The 19,416-nt window shown below is 42.0% G+C and carries 18 protein-coding genes; 3 read left to right on the top strand and 15 right to left on the bottom strand.

Features of this window, described 5'->3' with window-relative positions:
- Positions 1-45 precede the first annotated feature (45 nt).
- The 15 genes from rnhB to rpsB form a co-directional block, all read right to left on the bottom strand.
- Entirely contained in the window at positions 46-651 is a 606-nt protein-coding gene (gene rnhB, locus C9J48_RS25060) for a ribonuclease HII (RefSeq protein ID WP_006232678.1), read from the bottom strand.
- Between the two features lie 10 nt (positions 652-661).
- Positions 662-1,804, bottom strand: a complete 1,143-nt coding sequence (gene lpxB / locus C9J48_RS25055; protein ID WP_006232677.1) for a lipid-A-disaccharide synthase — start codon at positions 1,802-1,804, stop codon at positions 662-664.
- The gene (lpxA, locus tag C9J48_RS25050) at positions 1,804-2,592 is read right to left on the bottom strand and encodes an acyl-ACP--UDP-N-acetylglucosamine O-acyltransferase (protein ID WP_006232676.1); all 789 of its coding nucleotides are present in this window, start codon (positions 2,590-2,592) and stop codon (positions 1,804-1,806) included. Before lpxA ends, lpxB begins: the two co-directional genes overlap by 1 nt.
- On the bottom strand, positions 2,592-3,044 hold the full coding sequence (gene fabZ, locus C9J48_RS25045) for a 3-hydroxyacyl-ACP dehydratase FabZ (RefSeq protein ID WP_006232675.1): 453 nt from the start codon (positions 3,042-3,044) through the stop codon (positions 2,592-2,594). Before fabZ ends, lpxA begins: the two co-directional genes overlap by 1 nt.
- Positions 3,045-3,167: 123 nt before the next feature.
- Positions 3,168-4,193 (bottom strand): UDP-3-O-(3-hydroxymyristoyl)glucosamine N-acyltransferase, encoded by a 1,026-nt coding sequence (gene lpxD, locus C9J48_RS25040; protein WP_006232674.1) that lies wholly within the window; start codon positions 4,191-4,193, stop codon positions 3,168-3,170.
- Between the two features lie 80 nt (positions 4,194-4,273).
- Positions 4,274-4,783, bottom strand: a complete 510-nt coding sequence (locus tag C9J48_RS25035) for an OmpH family outer membrane protein (RefSeq protein ID WP_006232673.1) — start codon at positions 4,781-4,783, stop codon at positions 4,274-4,276.
- 19 nt (positions 4,784-4,802) lie between these two features.
- Positions 4,803-7,223, bottom strand: coding sequence for an outer membrane protein assembly factor BamA (gene bamA / locus C9J48_RS25030; protein WP_006232672.1), 2,421 nt, complete (start codon positions 7,221-7,223; stop codon positions 4,803-4,805).
- 37 nt (positions 7,224-7,260) lie between these two features.
- Positions 7,261-8,616, bottom strand: a complete 1,356-nt coding sequence (gene rseP, locus C9J48_RS25025) for a sigma E protease regulator RseP (protein ID WP_006232671.1) — start codon at positions 8,614-8,616, stop codon at positions 7,261-7,263.
- Between the two features lie 2 nt (positions 8,617-8,618).
- The gene (ispC, locus tag C9J48_RS25020; RefSeq protein ID WP_006232670.1) at positions 8,619-9,812 is read right to left on the bottom strand and encodes a 1-deoxy-D-xylulose-5-phosphate reductoisomerase; all 1,194 of its coding nucleotides are present in this window, start codon (positions 9,810-9,812) and stop codon (positions 8,619-8,621) included.
- 62 nt (positions 9,813-9,874) lie between these two features.
- Positions 9,875-10,723 (bottom strand): phosphatidate cytidylyltransferase, encoded by an 849-nt coding sequence (locus C9J48_RS25015; protein WP_006232669.1) that lies wholly within the window; start codon positions 10,721-10,723, stop codon positions 9,875-9,877.
- A 112-nt stretch (positions 10,724-10,835) separates the two neighbouring features.
- Positions 10,836-11,600 (bottom strand): undecaprenyl pyrophosphate synthase, encoded by a 765-nt coding sequence (uppS, locus tag C9J48_RS25010; RefSeq protein WP_006232668.1) that lies wholly within the window; start codon positions 11,598-11,600, stop codon positions 10,836-10,838.
- 85 nt (positions 11,601-11,685) lie between these two features.
- Positions 11,686-12,243 (bottom strand): ribosome recycling factor, encoded by a 558-nt coding sequence (frr, locus tag C9J48_RS25005; protein WP_006232667.1) that lies wholly within the window; start codon positions 12,241-12,243, stop codon positions 11,686-11,688.
- Positions 12,244-12,386: 143 nt separating this feature from the next.
- Complete coding sequence (pyrH, locus tag C9J48_RS25000; RefSeq protein ID WP_006232666.1) at positions 12,387-13,109, bottom strand: UMP kinase; 723 nt, start codon at positions 13,107-13,109, stop codon at positions 12,387-12,389.
- Between the two features lie 99 nt (positions 13,110-13,208).
- Positions 13,209-14,054, bottom strand: a complete 846-nt coding sequence (tsf, locus tag C9J48_RS24995) for a translation elongation factor Ts (protein WP_006232665.1) — start codon at positions 14,052-14,054, stop codon at positions 13,209-13,211.
- A 111-nt stretch (positions 14,055-14,165) separates the two neighbouring features.
- Positions 14,166-14,894 carry a 30S ribosomal protein S2 gene (gene rpsB / locus C9J48_RS24990; protein WP_006232664.1) on the bottom strand — a complete coding sequence of 243 codons (729 nt, stop codon included), beginning with the start codon at positions 14,892-14,894 and terminating at the stop codon, positions 14,166-14,168.
- Positions 14,895-15,218: 324 nt separating this feature from the next.
- Here rpsB and map point away from each other — a divergent pair, with 324 nt between their 5' ends.
- The 3 genes from map (at position 15,219) to C9J48_RS24975 (ending at position 19,396) form a co-directional block, all read left to right on the top strand.
- Complete coding sequence (gene map, locus C9J48_RS24985) at positions 15,219-16,046, top strand: type I methionyl aminopeptidase (protein ID WP_006232663.1); 828 nt, start codon at positions 15,219-15,221, stop codon at positions 16,044-16,046.
- A gap of 156 nt (positions 16,047-16,202) precedes the next feature.
- A complete protein-coding gene (glnD, locus tag C9J48_RS24980; protein ID WP_006232662.1) occupies positions 16,203-18,827 on the top strand; it encodes a bifunctional uridylyltransferase/uridylyl-removing protein GlnD in 2,625 nt (874 codons plus the stop codon).
- Between the two features lie 188 nt (positions 18,828-19,015).
- Positions 19,016-19,396 (top strand): DUF3461 family protein, encoded by a 381-nt coding sequence (locus C9J48_RS24975; RefSeq protein WP_006232661.1) that lies wholly within the window; start codon positions 19,016-19,018, stop codon positions 19,394-19,396.
- Positions 19,397-19,416 lie beyond the last annotated feature (20 nt).

Here is a 19,416-nt window from a genome sequence, read left to right as displayed (position 1 = left end):
TATCTCTTAACAGCAACAAGGCTATTAAGACCCCAAATGGCTCAGTTACTCTATACCCAAAATGCGTTTTACCGGCTTAAAGCTTTTACGATGCTGCTCAATTGCACCATGTAATTCTAACGCTTCAAAGTGCGCTTTGGTTGGGTAACCTTTATGTTTAGCAAAACCGTATTGTGGGAACTGAGCATCAAGCACTTCCATTTCACGATCTCGTGTTACTTTTGCAATGATCGAGGCGGCACTAATTTCCGCCACACGTAAATCACCTTTTACTACCGCTTGCGCTGCCATTGGTAACTGAGGGATTTTATTGCCATCAATCAATACAAAGTCAGGCTGAATGTTTAAGTCCGCGACAGCACGCTGCATAGCAACCATTGTGGCTTGTAAAATATTAAGCTCATCAATTTCCTCTGGCTCACAACGACCCAGCGACCAGGCTAATGCTTTTTCTTTAATTTCATCAAATAACACATTGCGCTTCTTTTCGCTCAGCTTTTTAGAATCTGTTAATCCCACTATTGGATTATTAGGGTCTAAAATAACAGCAGCAGTCACAACAGCACCAACCAATGGACCGCGTCCAACTTCATCAACACCTGCAATCAAATTTGCTTTCGGGTATACAAATGGTTCAAAATCTTTCGTCATTATTATTTGCTCAAGCTTTGTTGATTAATGATAAAACTGCGTGAGCGGCTCGATTATCTGCATCGCACTTTATTGACTGATGCATACGAGAAAATTCACTCAATAATTCAGTATTATCAGAACTCAAAATTCGATCGACTTCGGCACTTAATTTTTCAGGCACGCAATCTTCTTGCAGTAATTCGGTCACCAAGGGTTTGTCAGCTAAAATATTTGCCAAAGACACATATTTTGTTTTAACCAAACGTCTTATTATCCATGCGGTCAAAGGCTTTACTTTGTAACCCACCACCATAGGACGACCAACAAGCATGCACTCTAATGCGACAGTGCCTGATGCCAATAACACCGCATCTGAAGCTGTCATCACATTACGTGCAGTATCATTTACCAGTACAAAATCGAGTTCTGGAGCCGTTTCTTGCCATGACTGTTCAAATTGTTCACGACGTTTGTCATTGACTAATGCAACAACAAAGCCAAGATCAGGGTGTTTTTGCTTAAGCAATTTACAGGTTTCAATGAAAGGAGCGGCCAACATCCCCATCTCACTGCCACGGCTACCGGGTAATACCGCGAGCCAGCGCTTACTGCCATCAAGGTTTAGTAAAGCTTGTGCTGCAGCCTGATCGGTTTTAAGAGGGATAGCATCAGCCATTGTATGCCCAACGAACTCACACGGCACATTAAACTTATCGTAAAACGCTTTTTCAAAAGGTAAGAAAGCCAATACTAAGTTAGTTGCTGCCTCTATTTTGAAAATCCGCTTTTGGCGCCACGCCCATACCGATGGACTCACGTAATGAACTGTCTTAATACCATGTAGCTTTAAATCTAGCTCTAGGCGTAGATTAAAATCAGGCGCATCGATACCAACAAATACATCCGGTGGGTTTTCAGTAAAGTATGTCACTAACTCAGCTTTAACTTTGAGCAAGCGAGGCAAACGCCCTAATACTTCCACAATGCCCATCACCGCAAGCTCTTCCATATCAAACAGCGCTTCACAGCCTTCTGCTTCCATACGTGGACCTGCGACACCAACAAATTCAGCATCAGGGTATTGGGCTTTAATCGCACGAATAAAGCCAGCACCTAAAATATCGCCGGAGATTTCCCCAGCGACAATTCCTATTCGCAGTGGCTTCGTCATTAGCGAATAATACCGCGTTCTGTGTTATTCAGAGCATCACATAGTAAACCAACAGATGGCCACTCTTCAGCCATTTCAGCTAATACTGGCTTCACTTCTGCCAATGTTTTTCCTGAACGGTAAATTTCTTTATATGCACGACGCAGAGCATGAAGTTCTGGCTTTTCGAAGCCATTGCGTTGAAGGCCAACCAAGTTCAAACCAAAAGGTGTAGCATGGTTACCTTGCGCTAAGACATATGGGGGTACATCTTGCACAACTGCCGAACAACCACCAACATAGCTATAAGCACCAACAGTACAAAATGGATGGATTGCAGATAGCGCCATCACACCAGCGTGATCACCAACTGTGACATGCCCGCCAAGGATTGAATTATTACCAATATGTGTATGATCGCCAATCACAACATCATGAGCAACGTGTGCATTAACACACAATAGGTTGTCATTACCAACAGTTGTGACGCCTTTATCTTGCGTGGTACCACGGTGAAGTTGGACGCTTTCACGAATCACATTGCGATCACCGACCACAAGACGTGTGGCTTCACCGCTATATTTCTTATCTTGGCACTCTTCGCCAATCACTGCGAATGGGAAAATACGGTTATCTTGACCAATAATCGTAGGGCCTTTGATCACAACGTGTGACATCACTTCTGTGCCATCACCGATTTCAACATCTGCACCAATGTAAGTAAATGGGCCAACGGTAACATTCGCACCAATTTTAACACCATCTTCGATTACAGCCGACGGATGGATTTTTGCTGTTTCATGGATCATTAGAATTCTCGTCTTGCGCATTTAAGCTCAGCAGAGCAAACAACTTCACCGTCAACTTTTGCGGTGCCATTAAATAGAGCAATGCCACGGCGCTCTTTTATAAACTCAACCTCTAAAACAAGCTGATCGCCAGGGACAACAGGTTTACGGAACTTCGCTTTATCAATGCTTGCAAAGTAATACAGTTCATTTTCAGAAGGAGCACCAAAGCTTTTAAAAGCCAATAATCCAGTAGCTTGAGCCATTGCTTCAAGAATCATCACGCCAGGAAAAATAGGCATCTTAGGGAAGTGGCCAGTAAATAAAGGCTCGTTGATTGAGACATTCTTATACGCTGTTAACGTTTGGCCTTCTTCGTAATTCGTTACACGATCAATCATTAAAAACGGGTAACGGTGCGGTAAAAGCGCCTGAATTTCAGTGATATTTAACGTTTTCTTTTCGCTTGTCAAAACTACATTCCTGTTCGAAATAGGCAACTGGCACCTATAAAAATAATTTTAAAATCATATATATTAAACGCAAAATGGCCTACGCATGCGCAGGCCAGTTCAACGAACTCTATTGAAGATTAATTAGTTGCTCTCATTCAGCTTTTTTTCAACTGATTTAAGACGTTTATTCATCTCTTCAATTTTCATAACTCGAGCCGCTGTTTTGCGCCATTCGCGATTAGTCTGCAATGGTATTCCTGATGAGTATACACCAGGCTCGGTGATAGGACGCATTACCATTCCCATACCGGTAATCGTAACACCATCAGTAATTTCCATATGACCATTAATTACTGTCGCACCACCAATAAAGCAGTGCTTACCAATCTTTAAGCTACCAGCCATCGTTGTTGCACCGGCAATCGCAGTATTTTCACCGATCGTTACGTTATGGGCAATTTGGCAGTGGTTATCAATAATAACACCATCGGCAATAATGGTATCATCAAGTGCGCCACGATCAATCGTAGTACATGCTCCAATTTCTACATTATTACCAACATGTACCGAACCTAATTGTGGAATTTTAACCCACTTACCACGATCATTAGCATAACCAAAGCCATCAGAACCAATTACGGCACCTGATTGTACTAAGCAATTCACCCCTAATGTCACACTGTGGTAAATAGATACATTCGCCCAAATTTTACTGCCTGCACCAATAACTGCATGCTGTCCAATAAAGGTGCCAGCACCTATTTGTACATTGGCGCCTATTTGAGCGCCTGATTCAATAACCGCATTATGACCAATAGCAGCACCTTCACCGATTATTGCATCATCAGCAATATATGCAGATGACGCAATATTTGAAGCAGATTTAGGTGTCGTATCCAATAATTGAGCAAGAAGTGCGTACCCTAAATACGGGTCCTTCAGTACCAGTGCATTCCCATCAAAAAACGGTAAATCGGCCTCTTTCAGCATAACTGCCGACGCCTGACATTCTGCTAAATGTTTACGGTACTTACTTGCAGACAAGAAGGTAATTTGCCCTTCAGCCGCTTTTTCCATGCCAGCAATTGATTGAATTTCTACAGAACCATCTCCACGAAGTTCCGCACCCAATTTATCTGCTATTTCAGCAAGAGTAATACGTGCCATTGTTAACCTTATTCTTTTATAACTGCTCAGCTCAACGCTATCTTGCCGTTGAGCAAAATAGCGTTAAGAGAATAATCACTTTATTTTACTGCAGTGATAACTTTATTAGATAAGTCATCTTTAGGATCTGCAAACAATACAGCTTGTGCATCAACCACGATATCATAGCCTTCTTTCTTCGCTACAGTTTGGATTGCTGTACGAATTTTCATCACTAATTTCTGTTCTTCTTCTTGACCACGACGACGCTGGTCTTCTTGAAGTGCTTTAGCCTTTAGCTTGTACGTAGAATCAAGAGATGCTAATTCACGCTGAATCTTAGTACGATCAGTTGAGCTCATTAACTCACCATCACGCTTCATTTTCTCGACCTTTGTTTTCATTCTATTTTCAATGCCGCGAAGCTCATCAATGCGATCTTTGAACTCTTTACGTAGCTTTTCAGACACATTGTAACGCTTAGCTAACTGAGCCATTGCTTGACCCGTTGCAACATAGCCCACTTTTTGTGCAGCTTCAGCTGCTTGCGCATACATTGAAGATGATAAAATAACTAAACTTAAACTTGCTGCTTTAATCCACTGTTTCAAAAGACTTCTCCTCAAAAAATTAGAATGTTCGTCCAATAGTGAATGTGAAGAATTCTTCATCATCACCGTCGTATTTCTTGATCGGACGAGCAATCGAGAATACCAATGGGCCCATCGGTGACATCCACTGTAAAGCAGCACCGTATGACGCACGAATTAATCCCATGTCGGAATAATCTTCAAGATATTTACCGTCAGTATCTTTCAAATCATATTCCGTATCCCACACTGTACCTGCATCAATAAATAGACTAGTACGGATCTGATTACGAATTTCATCTGATGCAAACGGAGTTGGAACAATAAGCTCCATACTTGCTAATGCAACGGCGTTACCACCAGCAGCATCGTCAGTACCTGTTGCACAATTGTTATTACCACCAATTGAGCTACCTGAACTACAACCACCAACATAAACAGCTTTAGGACCAACAGTGTTAGAACGGAAACCACGTAACGTAGTGAAACCACCCGCGTAGAAGTTTTCGTAGAATGGCAGTAATTGATCACTACCATTGTCGGTTGTGCCATAACCATTACCGTAACCTAAACGACCACGAAGCAATAAGCTAAAATCATGCCCGTCGTTTAATGGGAAGTATTGGCGAACATCGTACTGCGTTTTGAAGTACTGAGCATCAGAACCCGGAATTGTCATACGGAACGATGCACGTTGGTGATTACCCGCTGTAGGGAAATAACCACGGTTCAAGTTATTACGAGTCCATGAAACCGACCAATCAAAGTCATCTAATTCAATCACATTTTGACCTCGATCGAAGCCATGAATCTTTTTGAATTTTTCAATTTGGTAATATTCTTGGGTATTCGAAATCTTGTTATGATCGTAACCTAGGCCAAATTCGAAGAAGTTTAATTCATCAAACGGGAAGCCCCATGTCAAACTTGTACCATAACTTTGGTTGGTATAGTCCGAAATGTTTGCATCCGATGCTTCAAACTCGTTGTAGTAAATTTTACCACCTAAGCTAATACCATCGATCGTAAAGTAAGGGTCACGGTATTCTAAACTTACATTTTTTTGGTAGTCGTTCATCATCGCATTGATGCCAAAACGATTACCTGTACCTAAGAAGTTATCTTGCTGTATACCCGCCTGGAAGCTGATACCTGACTCAGTACCATAACCAACACCGAAGTTAATGCTACCAGCATTAGCCTCTTTCACGACATATTTGATATCGACTTCATCATCAGAACCCGGTACACGAACGGTTTGTACATCGACGGTTTCAAAAAAGCCAGTTCGATTCAAACGGCTCTTACCGCTTTCAACCGATTTAGAGTTCAGCCAGCTGCCTTCCATTTGACGCATCTCTCGACGCAACACTTCATCTTTTGTTGATGTGTTACCTGAGAACTGGATATTACGTACATAAATACGCTTGCCAGATTCAACGTTTACAAGCAATGAGACTTCATTATTATCGTCATCAAAATCAGGAATAGTCGTTACCTGCGGGTACGCATACCCAGACTCACCTAATGTTCGCTTAACGGCTTCTTCAAGTGCCGTCACTTGTGCACCGTTATAGGTATCACCAGTGTTGATCGTAACAAGCTCGTTTAGGTCATTATTATCTTTCGACAAATCGCCACGGAACGTTACATCTTTCACTTGATACTGCTCGCCCTCATCAATTTTAAGCGTGATATACACACCTTTTTTATCTGGAGAGATTGAGACTTGAGTAGAGTCTAACTTGTATTTCAAGTAACCATTATTCAAGTATTGCGAGCGTAATATTTCTAAATCACCTGCGAGCACTTGCTTTTGATATTTTTCATCAGCAAGGAAATTCCACCATGGAATATCAGCCTTCAAGTTAAATTTACTGCTCAGCTCTGCATCAGTAAAAACGTCATTACCAATGAAGTTGATCTGCTGAATTTTTGCCGATACACCTTCAGTGAAAACAAATTTAAGATCCGCTCGATTTCGAGGCAATGGCGTAACAACAGCTTGTACGCTGGCGTTATATTTACCGACACTATAGTAAAAGTCTTCTAACCCTTTTTCTATTTTACTGAGTGTCGTACGATCAAGTGCTTCACCAATACGAAGATTCGATGAATCTAGATTATCAGTAAGTTGCTCTTCCTTGATCGCCTTGTTTCCCGAAAATGTTATATTGGCAATTGTCGGACGCTCAAGCACTTTGACAACCAGTGCATCACCATCACGAAATACTTTAATATCTTCGAAGTTACCGGAAGCAAAAAGAGCCTGAATAATTTCCGCCACATCACGGTCATCAACATTATCGCCTACACGTACTGGCATTTTTAACAATGCAGCCCCCATAGTGACACGTTGAAGCCCTTCAAAACGAATATCATCAACTACAAATTGTTCCGCGCTCTGCGCAACACTGCTACCGAGTAAGAGTGATGCGATCAACAGTTTTTTTATCGCCATTACTGTTCTAATTATTCCTTGCTAAAAAACGCACTTATTAAAGGCGGGTAAAATCATTGAATAGCGCTACGGCCATTAATGCAACCAAAATGGCTGATCCCACTCTATAGCCAAGATCCTGGACACGCTCAGAAACGGGACGACGGGTTACAGCTTCAATGGCAAAATACATTAAATGTCCACCATCAAGTACCGGAAGCGGTAACAAGTTAACTATCCCTAAGTTCACACTAATCAGAGCTAAAAATCCAAGGAAATACACCAAACCGTAATCGGCGGTCATTCCAGCCCCTTTCGCTATGGATATTGGGCCACTTAGATTTTTAAGCGCCACATCACCAGTTACCAACTTTGTCACCATGTCAAAGGTCAACGTCACCAACTGCCATGTTTTTTCTGTTGCTTTTCCTACTGCTTCTATAGGACCAAACTGAAGGTTAATACGGTATGACTCGGGCCAAGCTTCCACTTCTGGCGCAAAACCTGCGTAGCCAATTAACTCATCATTCGCTAATTTTTTTGATTTCGGTGTCAAAGTCACCGAAACACGCTGCCCTTCACGCTCTAATTCAAACAACAGTGCTTGTTCAGGGTGCGATCGAACAGCATCAACAACCTCTTTCCATTGGGTGATCGGGGTATTATCGATCGCCACAATTTTATCATTTAACCTGAATCCAGCATCAATTGCTGCTCCACCGTCAACAAGTTGTGAGATGGAAAGGGTTATTGACGGTGAATAGGGTGTAATACCAAGAGTTGTTAGAACACGTTCGCTTTCAGGGTCAAATGACCAAGAACTTAGGTTTAAAGTGCGCTGAACCTCATAATCATTATTAGGTTCAGTGACTGTAATAACCATTTCTTTATCACCAATATGAGAAATCATCGCCATATTAGCGGATTCCCAATCAGCGGTTTTGATTCCTGAAATAGATTTTAGTTCCATTCCAGAGCTAATTCCTGCTTCCGCCGCTATCGATTGCGGAGCGACTTCACCAATTATGGGACGAACTGCAGGAATTCCAATCAGATAAACGACCCAATAAGCAAAGATAGCAAACATAAAGTTCGCCATTGGTCCGGCAGCAACAATCGCACTACGTTGCCATAGTGGTTTATTATTGAAAGCCATATGTTTTTTATCAGCTGGTACGTCATCAACACGCTCATCGAGCATTTTAACGTAACCACCAAGTGGAATCATAGCCAGAGTATATTCTGTGCCATCTTTACCGACTTTACGCCATAACGACTTACCAAAACCGATGGAAAAACGTTCAACATAGACACCGCAACGTCGTGCGACCCAAAAGTGACCGAATTCATGTGCTGCAATTAGAATCCCTAAAGCCAGTATAAATGACCCTAGATTCCATAAAATACTCATCATATTCATGCTACCTTACGAATTATGTTGTGAGTCAAAATACGAGCCCGCATATCTAACTCAATCACACTTTCTAAATCTACTGGTGTCGTCATATCGGCAGAATTAAGAATTTGCTCATTTATTACAGCAATATCGGTAAAACCGATTTCATTATTTAAAAACGCCGCAACCGCTATTTCGTTCGCAGCATTCAATGCCGTTGTAGCGGCTTGACCTTCATAACATGCATCAATAGCAAGTTTCAGACAAGGATAGCGCGAGTAGTCTGGCGGCAAGAAAGTAAATTCGCCAATATTACTAAAATCTAATGGTGCAACACCCGCATCCACTCTATTTGGGTAGGACATTGCACACGCAATTGGCGTTTGCATGTCGGGTAAGCCCATTTGCGCCAATACTGAACCATCTTTGTATTGCACCATGGAGTGAATAACGGACTGTGGGTGAATAATCACTTGCAGCTGCTCTCTAGACGCATTGAATAACCACCGAGCCTCAATATATTCAAGCCCTTTGTTCATCATAGTTGCGGAGTCAACTGAGATTTTAGGTCCCATAGACCAATTAGGATGTGCGATTGCCATCTGCGGCGTAACCGATGCCAATTCAGATATATCAGTATACCTAAATGGCCCACCAGAGCCCGTTAACAAGATTTTACTAATACCGTGTTCTTCTAGATCACAACGCCCCATTGCTCGTTGAATCTCAGCAGGTAAACATTGGAAGATAGCATTATGTTCACTATCAACAGGTAGTAGCTCTGCACCATATTGCTCACACGCATCAATAAACATCTGACCAGACATCACTAATGCTTCTTTGTTTGCTAATAAAATTCGTTTACCCGCTTTCACACCAGCCATTGTCGGTAATAAACCTGCAGCCCCAACAATTGCGGCCATGACAGTATCAATCTCATCAAGTGCAGCGACTTGGCAGAGTCCAGCGTCACCAGCCAGAACTTGGGTACTAATTTCATGCTTTTTCAGTAATGCCGACAATTCCTTCGCTGCCTGTAAAGATGCCATGGCCGCGTATTTTGGTTTCCAAATACGGCATAACTCGAGCATTTTCTGACTATTCGTACCGGCAGCTAAAGCAACAACCTCAAACAATTGTGGGTTCTGTGCTGCAACAGCCAATGTACTACTTCCAATAGAGCCAGTAGCACCAAGAATCGTTAACTTACGCATAAAATCACTTAATTCAGCTATGAAGGGCAGCTTAAGAATCGCTGCCCGCTATATGATGTTGCTTACAGTACCCAAAGGTACAGTAACGCAAAAACAGGAAGGGCAGCCGTTAAACTGTCAATACGGTCAAGGATACCACCGTGACCAGGTAAAATATTACCGCTATCTTTGATGCCGGAAACACGCTTGAACATACTTTCAACCAAATCACCCAAAACAGATGCAATCACTGTAATAATAGCAATGATGAAAAGATTGCTTAAGCTCGTAAATGGAATATCCATCAAAGTAGCTCCACCCCATGTGATAAGGATCGCTAACAATGCCCCGCCGACTAAACCTTCGATAGTTTTATTCGGGCTAACCGCAGGTGCCATTTTAGTTTTACCAAAACGTTTACCAGAGAAGTACGCGCCAGTGTCTGCTGACCACACCAGAAAGCAAACCAATAACACGAGTTTTGCACCATGGTATGGATTCTCTACATAGTTAACAGCTCGGAGCATTAAGATACTCCAAAAAAATGGGATGAGCGTAAGTAACCCAAAGAAGTATTTTAGCGAAGAAGATGTAGACCAAAGTTTTACGCTGGATGGGTATGTTATTGCTAAAGTAGATGCAATTAACCACCAAATTCCACCAACAAACAATATGCCATGGTGTGATTCGGTCAGTGTTGATAATGCAGTTACATCGGAAGGTATTACTACTAAGCTTAAGCCTAGGGTCATCACAGGTACGATCATAGCCACAATTCGCGATTTAGCATCAACAAACTGTGTCCATTCCCAGAAACCAATCAACGTAATCGCGGCAAGAGCAACGACGAAAAAAGAAAATGGTAGTAAAAATATCCCAGCAATCACTAAAGGCGCGAGGATTAGTGCAGTAATAATTCGTTGCTTTAACAAGCGGCGTCCTCTCGTTTGTTATTTATTTTCATTATTCAGATAGAACATCACGATTATATTTTCATGATAATAATCAATGCGTTTTATTAAAAACGCATCATTTGAATAATATTTATTCTTGTATTAAAGCTTTAATCTGTTCACCCGTACAACCAAAGCGGCGTTCGCGGTTAATATACCATGCTATAGCGTTAGCAAAGCTTTCTTCATCAAAATCAGGCCAGTGCTGCTCTGTAAAGTATAATTCGGCATAAGCTGCCTGCCACAACATGAAATTACTAATACGGCATTCACCACTCGTACGGATCATTAAATCCACATCTGGTAAATCAGCAGTCGACATGCCTGCAGACAACATATCCTCAGTGATATCTGAAGCAGTTAAACCTTGTTCAGCAATTTGAACGGCCAATTTTTTCGTTGCTTGCAAGATATCCCATTGCCCACCGTAATTGGCTGCAATATTCAAGACTAAACCAGTATTGTTAGCCGTTAACGCTTCCGAGGTTGCTATTTTTCGTTGAAGTCGCTCACTAAAGCCACTTTTGTCACCGATAATACGTAACTGGATATTGTTTTTATGAAGACGTTTAACTTCACGAGTCAGTACAGTCATAAACAGTTCCATCAATAATGAAACTTCGTCTTCAGGGCGACGCCAGTTTTCGCTACTAAAAGCAAACAATGTCAAAACCTTAACGCCAAGACGGTTAGCCGTCGAGACACTTTTACGCACGGCTTCAACGCCAGCCTTATGGCCAAATACTCGAGCCTTTCCTTTTGCCTTCGCCCACCGACCATTCCCATCCATAATGACGGCAACATGCTTCGGTAAACATTCAGCAGAAAGTTCAGTTTCGATAGTACGCTCTGCCATGTTTCTCCCTCAAAAAAAAACGCTGTGCTGTACGCACAGCGCTTCAAATATCATAAAGCTAAATTATATTGAAAAGACAAGTGCCTTAAACTTCCATTAGCTCTTTTTCTTTAACTTCAAGAACAGCTTCAATATTCTTAACAGCAATATCTGTCAATTTCTGAATTTCATCTTGTGCACGACGATCATCATCTTCAGATATTTCTTTGTCTTTTAGCAATGCTTTTAAATCTGCATTCGCATCACGACGGATGTTACGAATAGCCACACGGCCTTGCTCTGCTTCTTTACGTACAATCTTCACAAGATCACGACGACGCTCTTCCGTTAACGGAGGCAATGGTACACGAATTACGGTACCTGCAGACATTGGGTTTAACCCCAGATCTGACATCATGATAGCTTTTTCGATTTTTGGCGTTAGCTCTCGGTCAAAAACCGTAATCGCCAACGTACGTGAGTCTTCAGCAACAACATTTGCAAGCTGCTTAAGTGGTGTATTCGCACCGTAGTATTCTACGTAAATGGTATCAAGTAGACTTGGATGCGCACGACCAGTACGGATCTTAACAAGTTGGTTTTTTAGCGCGTCAACGCTTTTTCCCATACGCTCTTGCGCATCATTTTGAATTTCATTAATCACGATTTAGTACCCCTGCTTGATAATGGTCAGGTTATTTAGTCACGGCGGAGGCCTCAAAAGCCCCCATCCTGAATTAGTCGTTTTTATAGCCAACATGTTTTAAAGCTTCACCAACGTGAAGGCTCATACTTTCACATTAACTATTAAGAGATCAAAGTGCCTTCTTGCTCACCCATTACTACGCGACGAAGAGAGCCAGGTTTAGTCATGTTAAAAACACGAATTGGCATTTTATGGTCACGAGCAAGCGTAAATGCAGCTAAGTCCATCACTTTAAGCTCTTTTTCAAGAACATCTTGGAAACCAAGCTTATCACAAAGAACTGCATCTGGGTTTTTAACTGGATCATCAGTGTAAACTCCGTCAACTTTCGTTGCTTTCAATACTACGTCAGCTTCAATTTCGATGCCACGAAGGCATGCTGCTGAATCAGTAGTAAAGAACGGATTACCAGTACCAGCAGCGAAGATCACAACGCGACCTTGGCGAAGTTGGCTAATAGCTTCAGCCCAGTTGTAACTGTCACATACACCATTTAGTGGAATTGCAGACATCACTCGAGCGTTCACATAGGCACGGTGTAATGAATCTCGCATTGCCAAACCATTCATTACAGTTGCTAGCATACCCATGTGGTCGCCCACAACTCGATTCATACCCGCTTCAGCTAAACCAGCGCCACGGAACAAATTACCGCCACCGATAACAAGGCCAACCTGTACACCCAGTTCAACGAGTTCCTTAACTTCTTGTGCCATACGGTCAAGAACTTTTGCATCAATACCGAAACCTTCTGATCCCTGTAGTGCTTCACCACTTAGTTTAAGTAAAATTCGTTGATAAATTGGTTTAGGGTTTGTGGTCATAAGTATTACCTTCCAGGCTAACTAAACTAAAGAGATATGGAGTTGTAAAAAGACCGCAGCCTTGGCTACGGTCTTTAGAGTTCTTTTTGCTGTAAAGGATTAACCCTTCTGAACAGCTGCAACTTCTTCTGCGAAGCTCATTTCTTGTGCTTTCTCGATGCCTTCACCAACTTCAAAACGGATGAAGTTTGTTACTGTAGCACCTTTAGCTTTCAACATTTGACCAACAGTTTGTGCTGGGTCCATGATGAATGCTTGACCAGTTAGAGAAACTTCGCCGGTGAATTTCTTCATGCGGCCAACAACCATTTTCTCTGCGATTTCAGCTGGCTTACCAGATTGGATAGCGATATCGATCTGGATTTGCTTTTCTTTAGCAACAACTTCTGCAGGTACATCTTCAGGAGTTACGAACTCAGGCTTAGATGCAGCAACATGCATAGCTACTTGCTTAACTGTTTCTTGGTCTGCATCAGATGCAACAACAACACCAATACGGTCGCCGTGACGGTAAGAACCAATTTGTGCGCCTTCGATGAACTCAACACGACGAATGCTGATGTTTTCACCGATTTTAGTTACTAGAGCAATACGCTTCTCTTCGAAAGTAGTTTGAAGTTCAGCAACTTCAACACGACCTGCAAGAGCTGCATCTGCTACTTCATTAGCAAACGCAAGGAAGCTAGCATCTTTAGCAACGAAATCTGTTTGACAGTTAACTTCTAGAATTGCAGCAACGCCATCAACTTCTTTGATGATAATTGTGCCTTCAGCTGCGATGTTACCTGACTTTTTAGCAGCCTTAGCAGCACCGCTCTTACGCATGTTATCAATTGCTAGCTCGATGTCGCCATCTGCTTCAACAAGTGCTTTTTTACAATCCATCATGCCTGCAGCTGTACGCTCACGCAGTTCTTTAACTAGGGCAGCTGTAACTGTTGCCATTGTCATATCCTCGGTTTGAATTCTTGATATAAAAATCAGGGGCCGAAATGGGCCCCTGTTAACCATTCTTAGTTTACATTAGGTAAGCTAAGAAACTCAAAAGAGCGGCTATTAAGCTTCTGCTACGAAACCATCTTGTTCAGCTTGAACAACGATATCTTGGTTACGAGCTTCAGTTACAGTTTGTGCTACAGCACCAGTGTAAAGCTGAATTGAACGGATTGCATCATCGTTACCAGGGATAACGAAGTCAACGCCGTCTGGGTTTGAGTTAGTATCTACAACAGAGAATACAGGGATACCCAGGTTGTTAGCTTCTTTAATAGCGATGTGTTCGTGATCAGCATCAATTACGAACATTGCGTCAGGAAGACCGCCCATGTTCTTGATACCACCTAGAGACTTTTCAAGTTTCTCCATTTCACGAGTACGCATTAGCGCTTCTTTCTTAGTTAGCTTTTCGAACGTACCATCAGCTGACTGAATTTCTAGCTCTTTCAGACGTTTGATTGACTGACGAACAGTTTTCCAGTTAGTCAGCATACCACCCAACCAACGGTTGTTTACGTAGTACTGATCACAGTTGATAGCTGATTCTTTGATAGATTCGCTGGCTGCACGCTTAGTACCAACGAAAAGCACCTTACCTTTACGAGCTGCAATCTTGTTGATTTCAGCTAGTGCTTCGTTGAACATTGGTACAGTTTTCTCAAGGTTGATGATGTGTACCTTGTTACGAGCACCGAAAATGAATGGCTTCATTTTTGGGTTCCAGTAACGAGTTTGGTGACCAAAGTGTACACCAGCCTTAAGCATGTCGCGCATTGATACAGTTGCCATTGAATAATTCCTCTATGGGGTTAGGCGTCCACATATCCCATCCTACCGACCCTCTATCCATTTTACCTAAGTCCATAATGGGCTTATTAAAAATGGCGGGCACCCCGGAGCATGTGTCGATATGTGTGAGTGATTAATAAAAGTGTGTGTAATTTAACTAATAGAGTCGAAACCAAATTAGCTAATTACGGCGCGTTTTATACCATATCTTTATAGCAATAATCCAGACTAAGTTTAGTTGATGTATCTAAACTTGGTTTCCATCGCCCCTCCTCACTGTTAACATATGATTAATAGCAAACAGTAAAATATAGAGAATATTGTATGAGCATTAAGATCAAAACGGCTGATGAAATAGAAAAAATGCGCGTAGCCGGCCGTTTGGCTGCTGATGTGCTAGAGATGATTGAACCCCATGTAAAAGCGGGCGTAACGACAGAAGAGATAGATCGAATCTGTCACGATTTCATCACAAAAGAGCAGAACGCAATTCCTGCGCCACTCAACTATCACGGTTTCCCTAAATCGGTTTGTACATCTATAAATCACGTTGTTTGCCACGGCATTCCCGCTGAAAAAGATGAAGACGTTAATGGCTCTTACAACAAACCAGCAGTATTAAAAGATGGCGACATCCTTAATATCGACATTACTGTTATTAAAGATGGCTACCACGGTGATACCTCTAAGATGTTTGAGATCGGTGAAGTTTCACTGGATGACAAACGCCTATGCCGTGTTGCACAAGAAAGCCTTTACCTTGCAATCAAGAAGGTAAAACCTGGCACTAAACTAGGTGAAATTGGTACTGCGATTCAGAAATTCATTAAAACGGGTAACAGCCGCTTCTCTATTGTTAAAGATTACTGTGGGCATGGTATTGGTAACGAGTTTCATGAAGAGCCTCAGGTTGTTCATTACAAAAACAACGACCGTACGGTGTTAAAAGCAGGTATGTGTTTTACTATCGAACCGATGATCAATGCTGGTAAATTTGGCTGTGTATCTGACGATAATGATGGTTGGACTGTATATACTGTTGATGGCAAAAAATCAGCACAGTGGGAACATACACTACTGGTCACTGAAACTGGTTGTGAAGTGCTTACATTACGAAAAGATGAAACACTACCTCGTATCATCAAAGCATAATATTGAAAAAGTCGGCCATGTGCCGACTTTTCCTTAGTACGAACTCCCCCCTTAACACTCTCCCCCAACCGTTAGCAATCTATCGATAACCACTACCCATTTATTATGATCCAGTTATAGTAAGACTAAGCACTACATCACAGGGCATGGACCGCGATGATTAACACCTCTACGATAACTAACCCTCAAACACTTCCTGTTGAAGCTATTACCCAAGAAAACTTGCGTAACGCGCTTGAACAATTTGCTGAACAGCAAAAACAACAATTTATCCAGCATCGTCCAGTAACCGATTTGGTACTGTCCCGCTCGACTTTTATTGATAAATTACTAATTCGTCTGTGGGAACATTATGGCGTAAATCAATATCCGAATATCGCATTAGTCGCTGTAGGTGGGTATGGTCGGGGTGAGTTACATCCATTATCAGATGTCGATATTCTAATCTTAAGCGCTCAACCACTGAGCGATGAAACAGGAAAAATCGTCAGTGAATTTTTAACCTTCTTATGGGATCTGCGTTTAGAGATCGGCCATAGTGTACGGACTATCGATGACTGTATTGAAATTGGCAGCGATGATTTAACGGTTGCTACGAACCTAACCGAGGCACGCATACTCTGTGGCAGTAACGATGTATTTCAGTGCCTACAAGAACGTATCAATGCAGGTAACTTTTGGCCGAGTGAAGACTTTTATCGGGCTAAATTAGAAGAACAAAAAACACGCCATGCTCGTTATCACGACACCACATATAATCTAGAACCTGATATCAAATCAAGCCCTGGCGGATTACGAGATATTCATACTTTAAGCTGGGTTGCACGCCGTCATTTTGGGGCAACCAGCTTGTTAGAAATGAGTCGATTTGGCTTTTTAACTGATGCGGAATACCGTGAATTAGTTGAATGCCAAGATTCACTATGGCGCATTCGTTTTGCCTTACACATTGAGTTACGCCGCTACGATAACCGCCTCACTTTTTCACACCAACCATCCGTTGCTGAGAATTTAGGCTACACCGGAGAAGGCAATCGCGGTGTCGAAATGATGATGAAAGAGTTTTATCGCACATTACGTCGCGTACTTGAACTCAATAAAATGTTACTTCAATTGTTTGATCAAGCAATTCTCGATAACGACAAAACAGTTGAAACAATACAGCTTAGTGATGACTTTCAAATTCGCGGGCATTTAATTGAAGCAACAAAACCGGCATTATTCCAAGCCCGCCCGGAAACGATCCTTGATATGTTTTTGCACATAGCACAAAACGGTGACATTGACGGTATAGCGGCTCCGACACTTCGCCAACTACGTACAGCTCGACGACGTTTAAACGTATTTTTAGTTGATATTCCCGAGGCCCGTGAAAAATTCATGGAATTGGTTCGTCAGCCAAATACTTTACAAAAAGCATTTCGCTTAATGCACCGTCATGGCGTTTTATCGGCATATTTACCTCAATGGAGTCAGATTGTAGGTCAGATGCAATTTGATTTGTTCCATGTATACACGGTCGATGAACACAGCGTTCGCCTTATCAAGAATCTCAATAAATTTAATGATCCAGAAAATCGAGAGCGTCACCCTATTTGCTGTGAAGTCTATCCTAGGATCATCAAAAAGGAGTTACTCACCATTGCGGGTATTTTCCATGATATAGCCAAAGGCCGTGGTGGGGATCACTCAGAGCTTGGCGCAGTCGAAGCGCATAAGTTCTGTATTCAGCACGGTTTATCACGCCCAGAAGCTAACCTCATCGCTTGGTTGGTTCAAAAGCACCTGCTGATGTCAGTCACCGCTCAGCGTCGAGACATCTATGACCCAGAGGTTGTCGCTGAATTTGCCAAAGAAGTGCGTGATGAAGAACGCCTCGATTATTTGGTTTGCCTAACCGTGGCTGATATTTGCGCAACAAACCAAGAGTTATGGAATAGCTGGAAGCGCACTCTGCTCGCAGAGCTCTATTACTCAACACAAAAAGCGTTACGCCGTGGATTAGAAAATACCCCTGATGTACGTGACCGTATCCGCCACAACCAACAGCTATCTTCTGCTATTTTGCGCGGAAAAGGCTTTGCACCTCGTGAAATAGAAGTGCTATGGCAACGTTTTAAAGCTGATTATTTCTTGCGTCATACACACAAGCAATTAGCCTGGCATGCCGAAGCGCTACTCACGCATGATCATGATAAACCTCTCATACTGTTGAGTAAAAAAGCGACAAGAGGGGGGACGGAGGTTTTTGTTTATAATAAAGACAAAGCCAAATTATTTGCAATTGTGGTATCAGAACTGGATAAGAAAAACCTCAGTGTTCACGATGCCCAAATCATGAACAGTAAAGACGGTTACACGCTTGATACATTTATGGTGCTGGATCCAAGCGGACAAGCCATACCAGAAAATCGCCACAATACGATTCGACGTGCACTTGTTAACGCACTGACAAAAATGAAATCAGAGCGTAAAAATAAACGCGCACCACGTAAATTAATGCACTTTAACGTTAAAACCCAAGTCGATTTTTTGCCAACTAAAACGGGGAAAAAAACAACAATGGAGCTTATTGCATTAGACACGCCTGGTTTGCTTGCTCGAATTGGTGCCGTTTTTGCCAAACAAAAAGTCAGCCTGCAAGCCGCTAAAATCACCACCATTGGTGAACGAGCAGAAGATTTCTTTATTTTGGTCAATGAGCACGGTAGTCCGTTAACGGAAGAGCATCAACAAGCATTGAAAGAGGCATTAATCATCAAGCTGACCCCTCAAGATTAGGCTTGAGTATAAATACCTGATGCACTCGAATACCTTATTCATACGCATTCTTTACGCTAAATATTTTTTACTTAAAGGATGCGCGATCTTCACCACACTCTGGCTCGACTATCAGGACGTTATGATAGGTTCTTGCTACAGTTCTTTTATTGCTCGTAAAATATCAGAACATATAAGCAGAGGCCCTTATGTATCCACACCTCACCAGTATTGGTATAGAACAACCAGAAAAAATTGAACGTTACAGCCTGCGCCAAGAAGCCGCCAATGACATTCTAAAAGTCTATTTTGCAAAAAATAAAGGTGAGTTATTTGCAAAAAGTGTGAAATTTAAATTTCCTCGTCAGCGTAAATCCGTATTAGTGAATAGCGGCAGCCGTGAATACAAAGAAATAACTGAAATAAATCGAACACTGACTCATATTATTGATGAGCTCGATATCATTACTAAAAGAAAGCATACAGAAGTGGATATTAAGAAGAAAATTTTAGGTGACTTACGTCATTTAGAGCGTGTTGTAAGCCACAAAATATCAGAAATTGAAGCTGATTTAGAAAAATTAAAATAAACATCATTGATTTCTGCTCT

The organism is Photobacterium profundum (assembly GCF_003026285.1).
Taxonomy (GTDB): domain Bacteria; phylum Pseudomonadota; class Gammaproteobacteria; order Enterobacterales; family Vibrionaceae; genus Photobacterium; species Photobacterium profundum.
The sequence above is the reverse complement of the archived record's forward strand: the minus strand, read 5'-3'. Positions and strand labels throughout refer to the sequence as shown.

Excerpts from the sequence above, each read along its gene's own strand:
- rnhB (WP_006232678.1), bottom strand. The coding sequence starts at position 651 with ATGACGAAAGATTTTGAACCATTTGTATACCCGAAAGCAAATTTGATT.
- lpxA (WP_006232676.1), bottom strand. The coding sequence starts at position 2,592 with ATGATCCATGAAACAGCAAAAATCCATCCGTCGGCTGTAATCGAAGAT.
- lpxD (WP_006232674.1), bottom strand. The coding sequence starts at position 4,193 with ATGGCACGTATTACTCTTGCTGAAATAGCAGATAAATTGGGTGCGGAA.
- ispC (WP_006232670.1), bottom strand. The coding sequence starts at position 9,812 with ATGCGTAAGTTAACGATTCTTGGTGCTACTGGCTCTATTGGAAGTAGT.
- uppS (WP_006232668.1), bottom strand. The coding sequence starts at position 11,600 with ATGGCAGAGCGTACTATCGAAACTGAACTTTCTGCTGAATGTTTACCG.
- rseP (WP_006232671.1), bottom strand. The coding sequence starts at position 8,616 with ATGATGAGTATTTTATGGAATCTAGGGTCATTTATACTGGCTTTAGGG.
- C9J48_RS24975 (WP_006232661.1), top strand. The coding sequence starts at position 19,016 with ATGTATCCACACCTCACCAGTATTGGTATAGAACAACCAGAAAAAATT.
- pyrH (WP_006232666.1), bottom strand. The coding sequence starts at position 13,109 with ATGACCACAAACCCTAAACCAATTTATCAACGAATTTTACTTAAACTA.
- bamA (WP_006232672.1), bottom strand. The coding sequence starts at position 7,223 with ATGGCGATAAAAAAACTGTTGATCGCATCACTCTTACTCGGTAGCAGT.
- rpsB (WP_006232664.1), bottom strand. The coding sequence starts at position 14,894 with ATGGCAACTGTATCAATGCGCGACATGCTTAAGGCTGGTGTACACTTT.
- map (WP_006232663.1), top strand. The coding sequence starts at position 15,219 with ATGAGCATTAAGATCAAAACGGCTGATGAAATAGAAAAAATGCGCGTA.
- lpxB (WP_006232677.1), bottom strand. The coding sequence starts at position 1,804 with ATGACGAAGCCACTGCGAATAGGAATTGTCGCTGGGGAAATCTCCGGC.
- tsf (WP_006232665.1), bottom strand. The coding sequence starts at position 14,054 with ATGGCAACAGTTACAGCTGCCCTAGTTAAAGAACTGCGTGAGCGTACA.
- glnD (WP_006232662.1), top strand. The coding sequence starts at position 16,203 with ATGATTAACACCTCTACGATAACTAACCCTCAAACACTTCCTGTTGAA.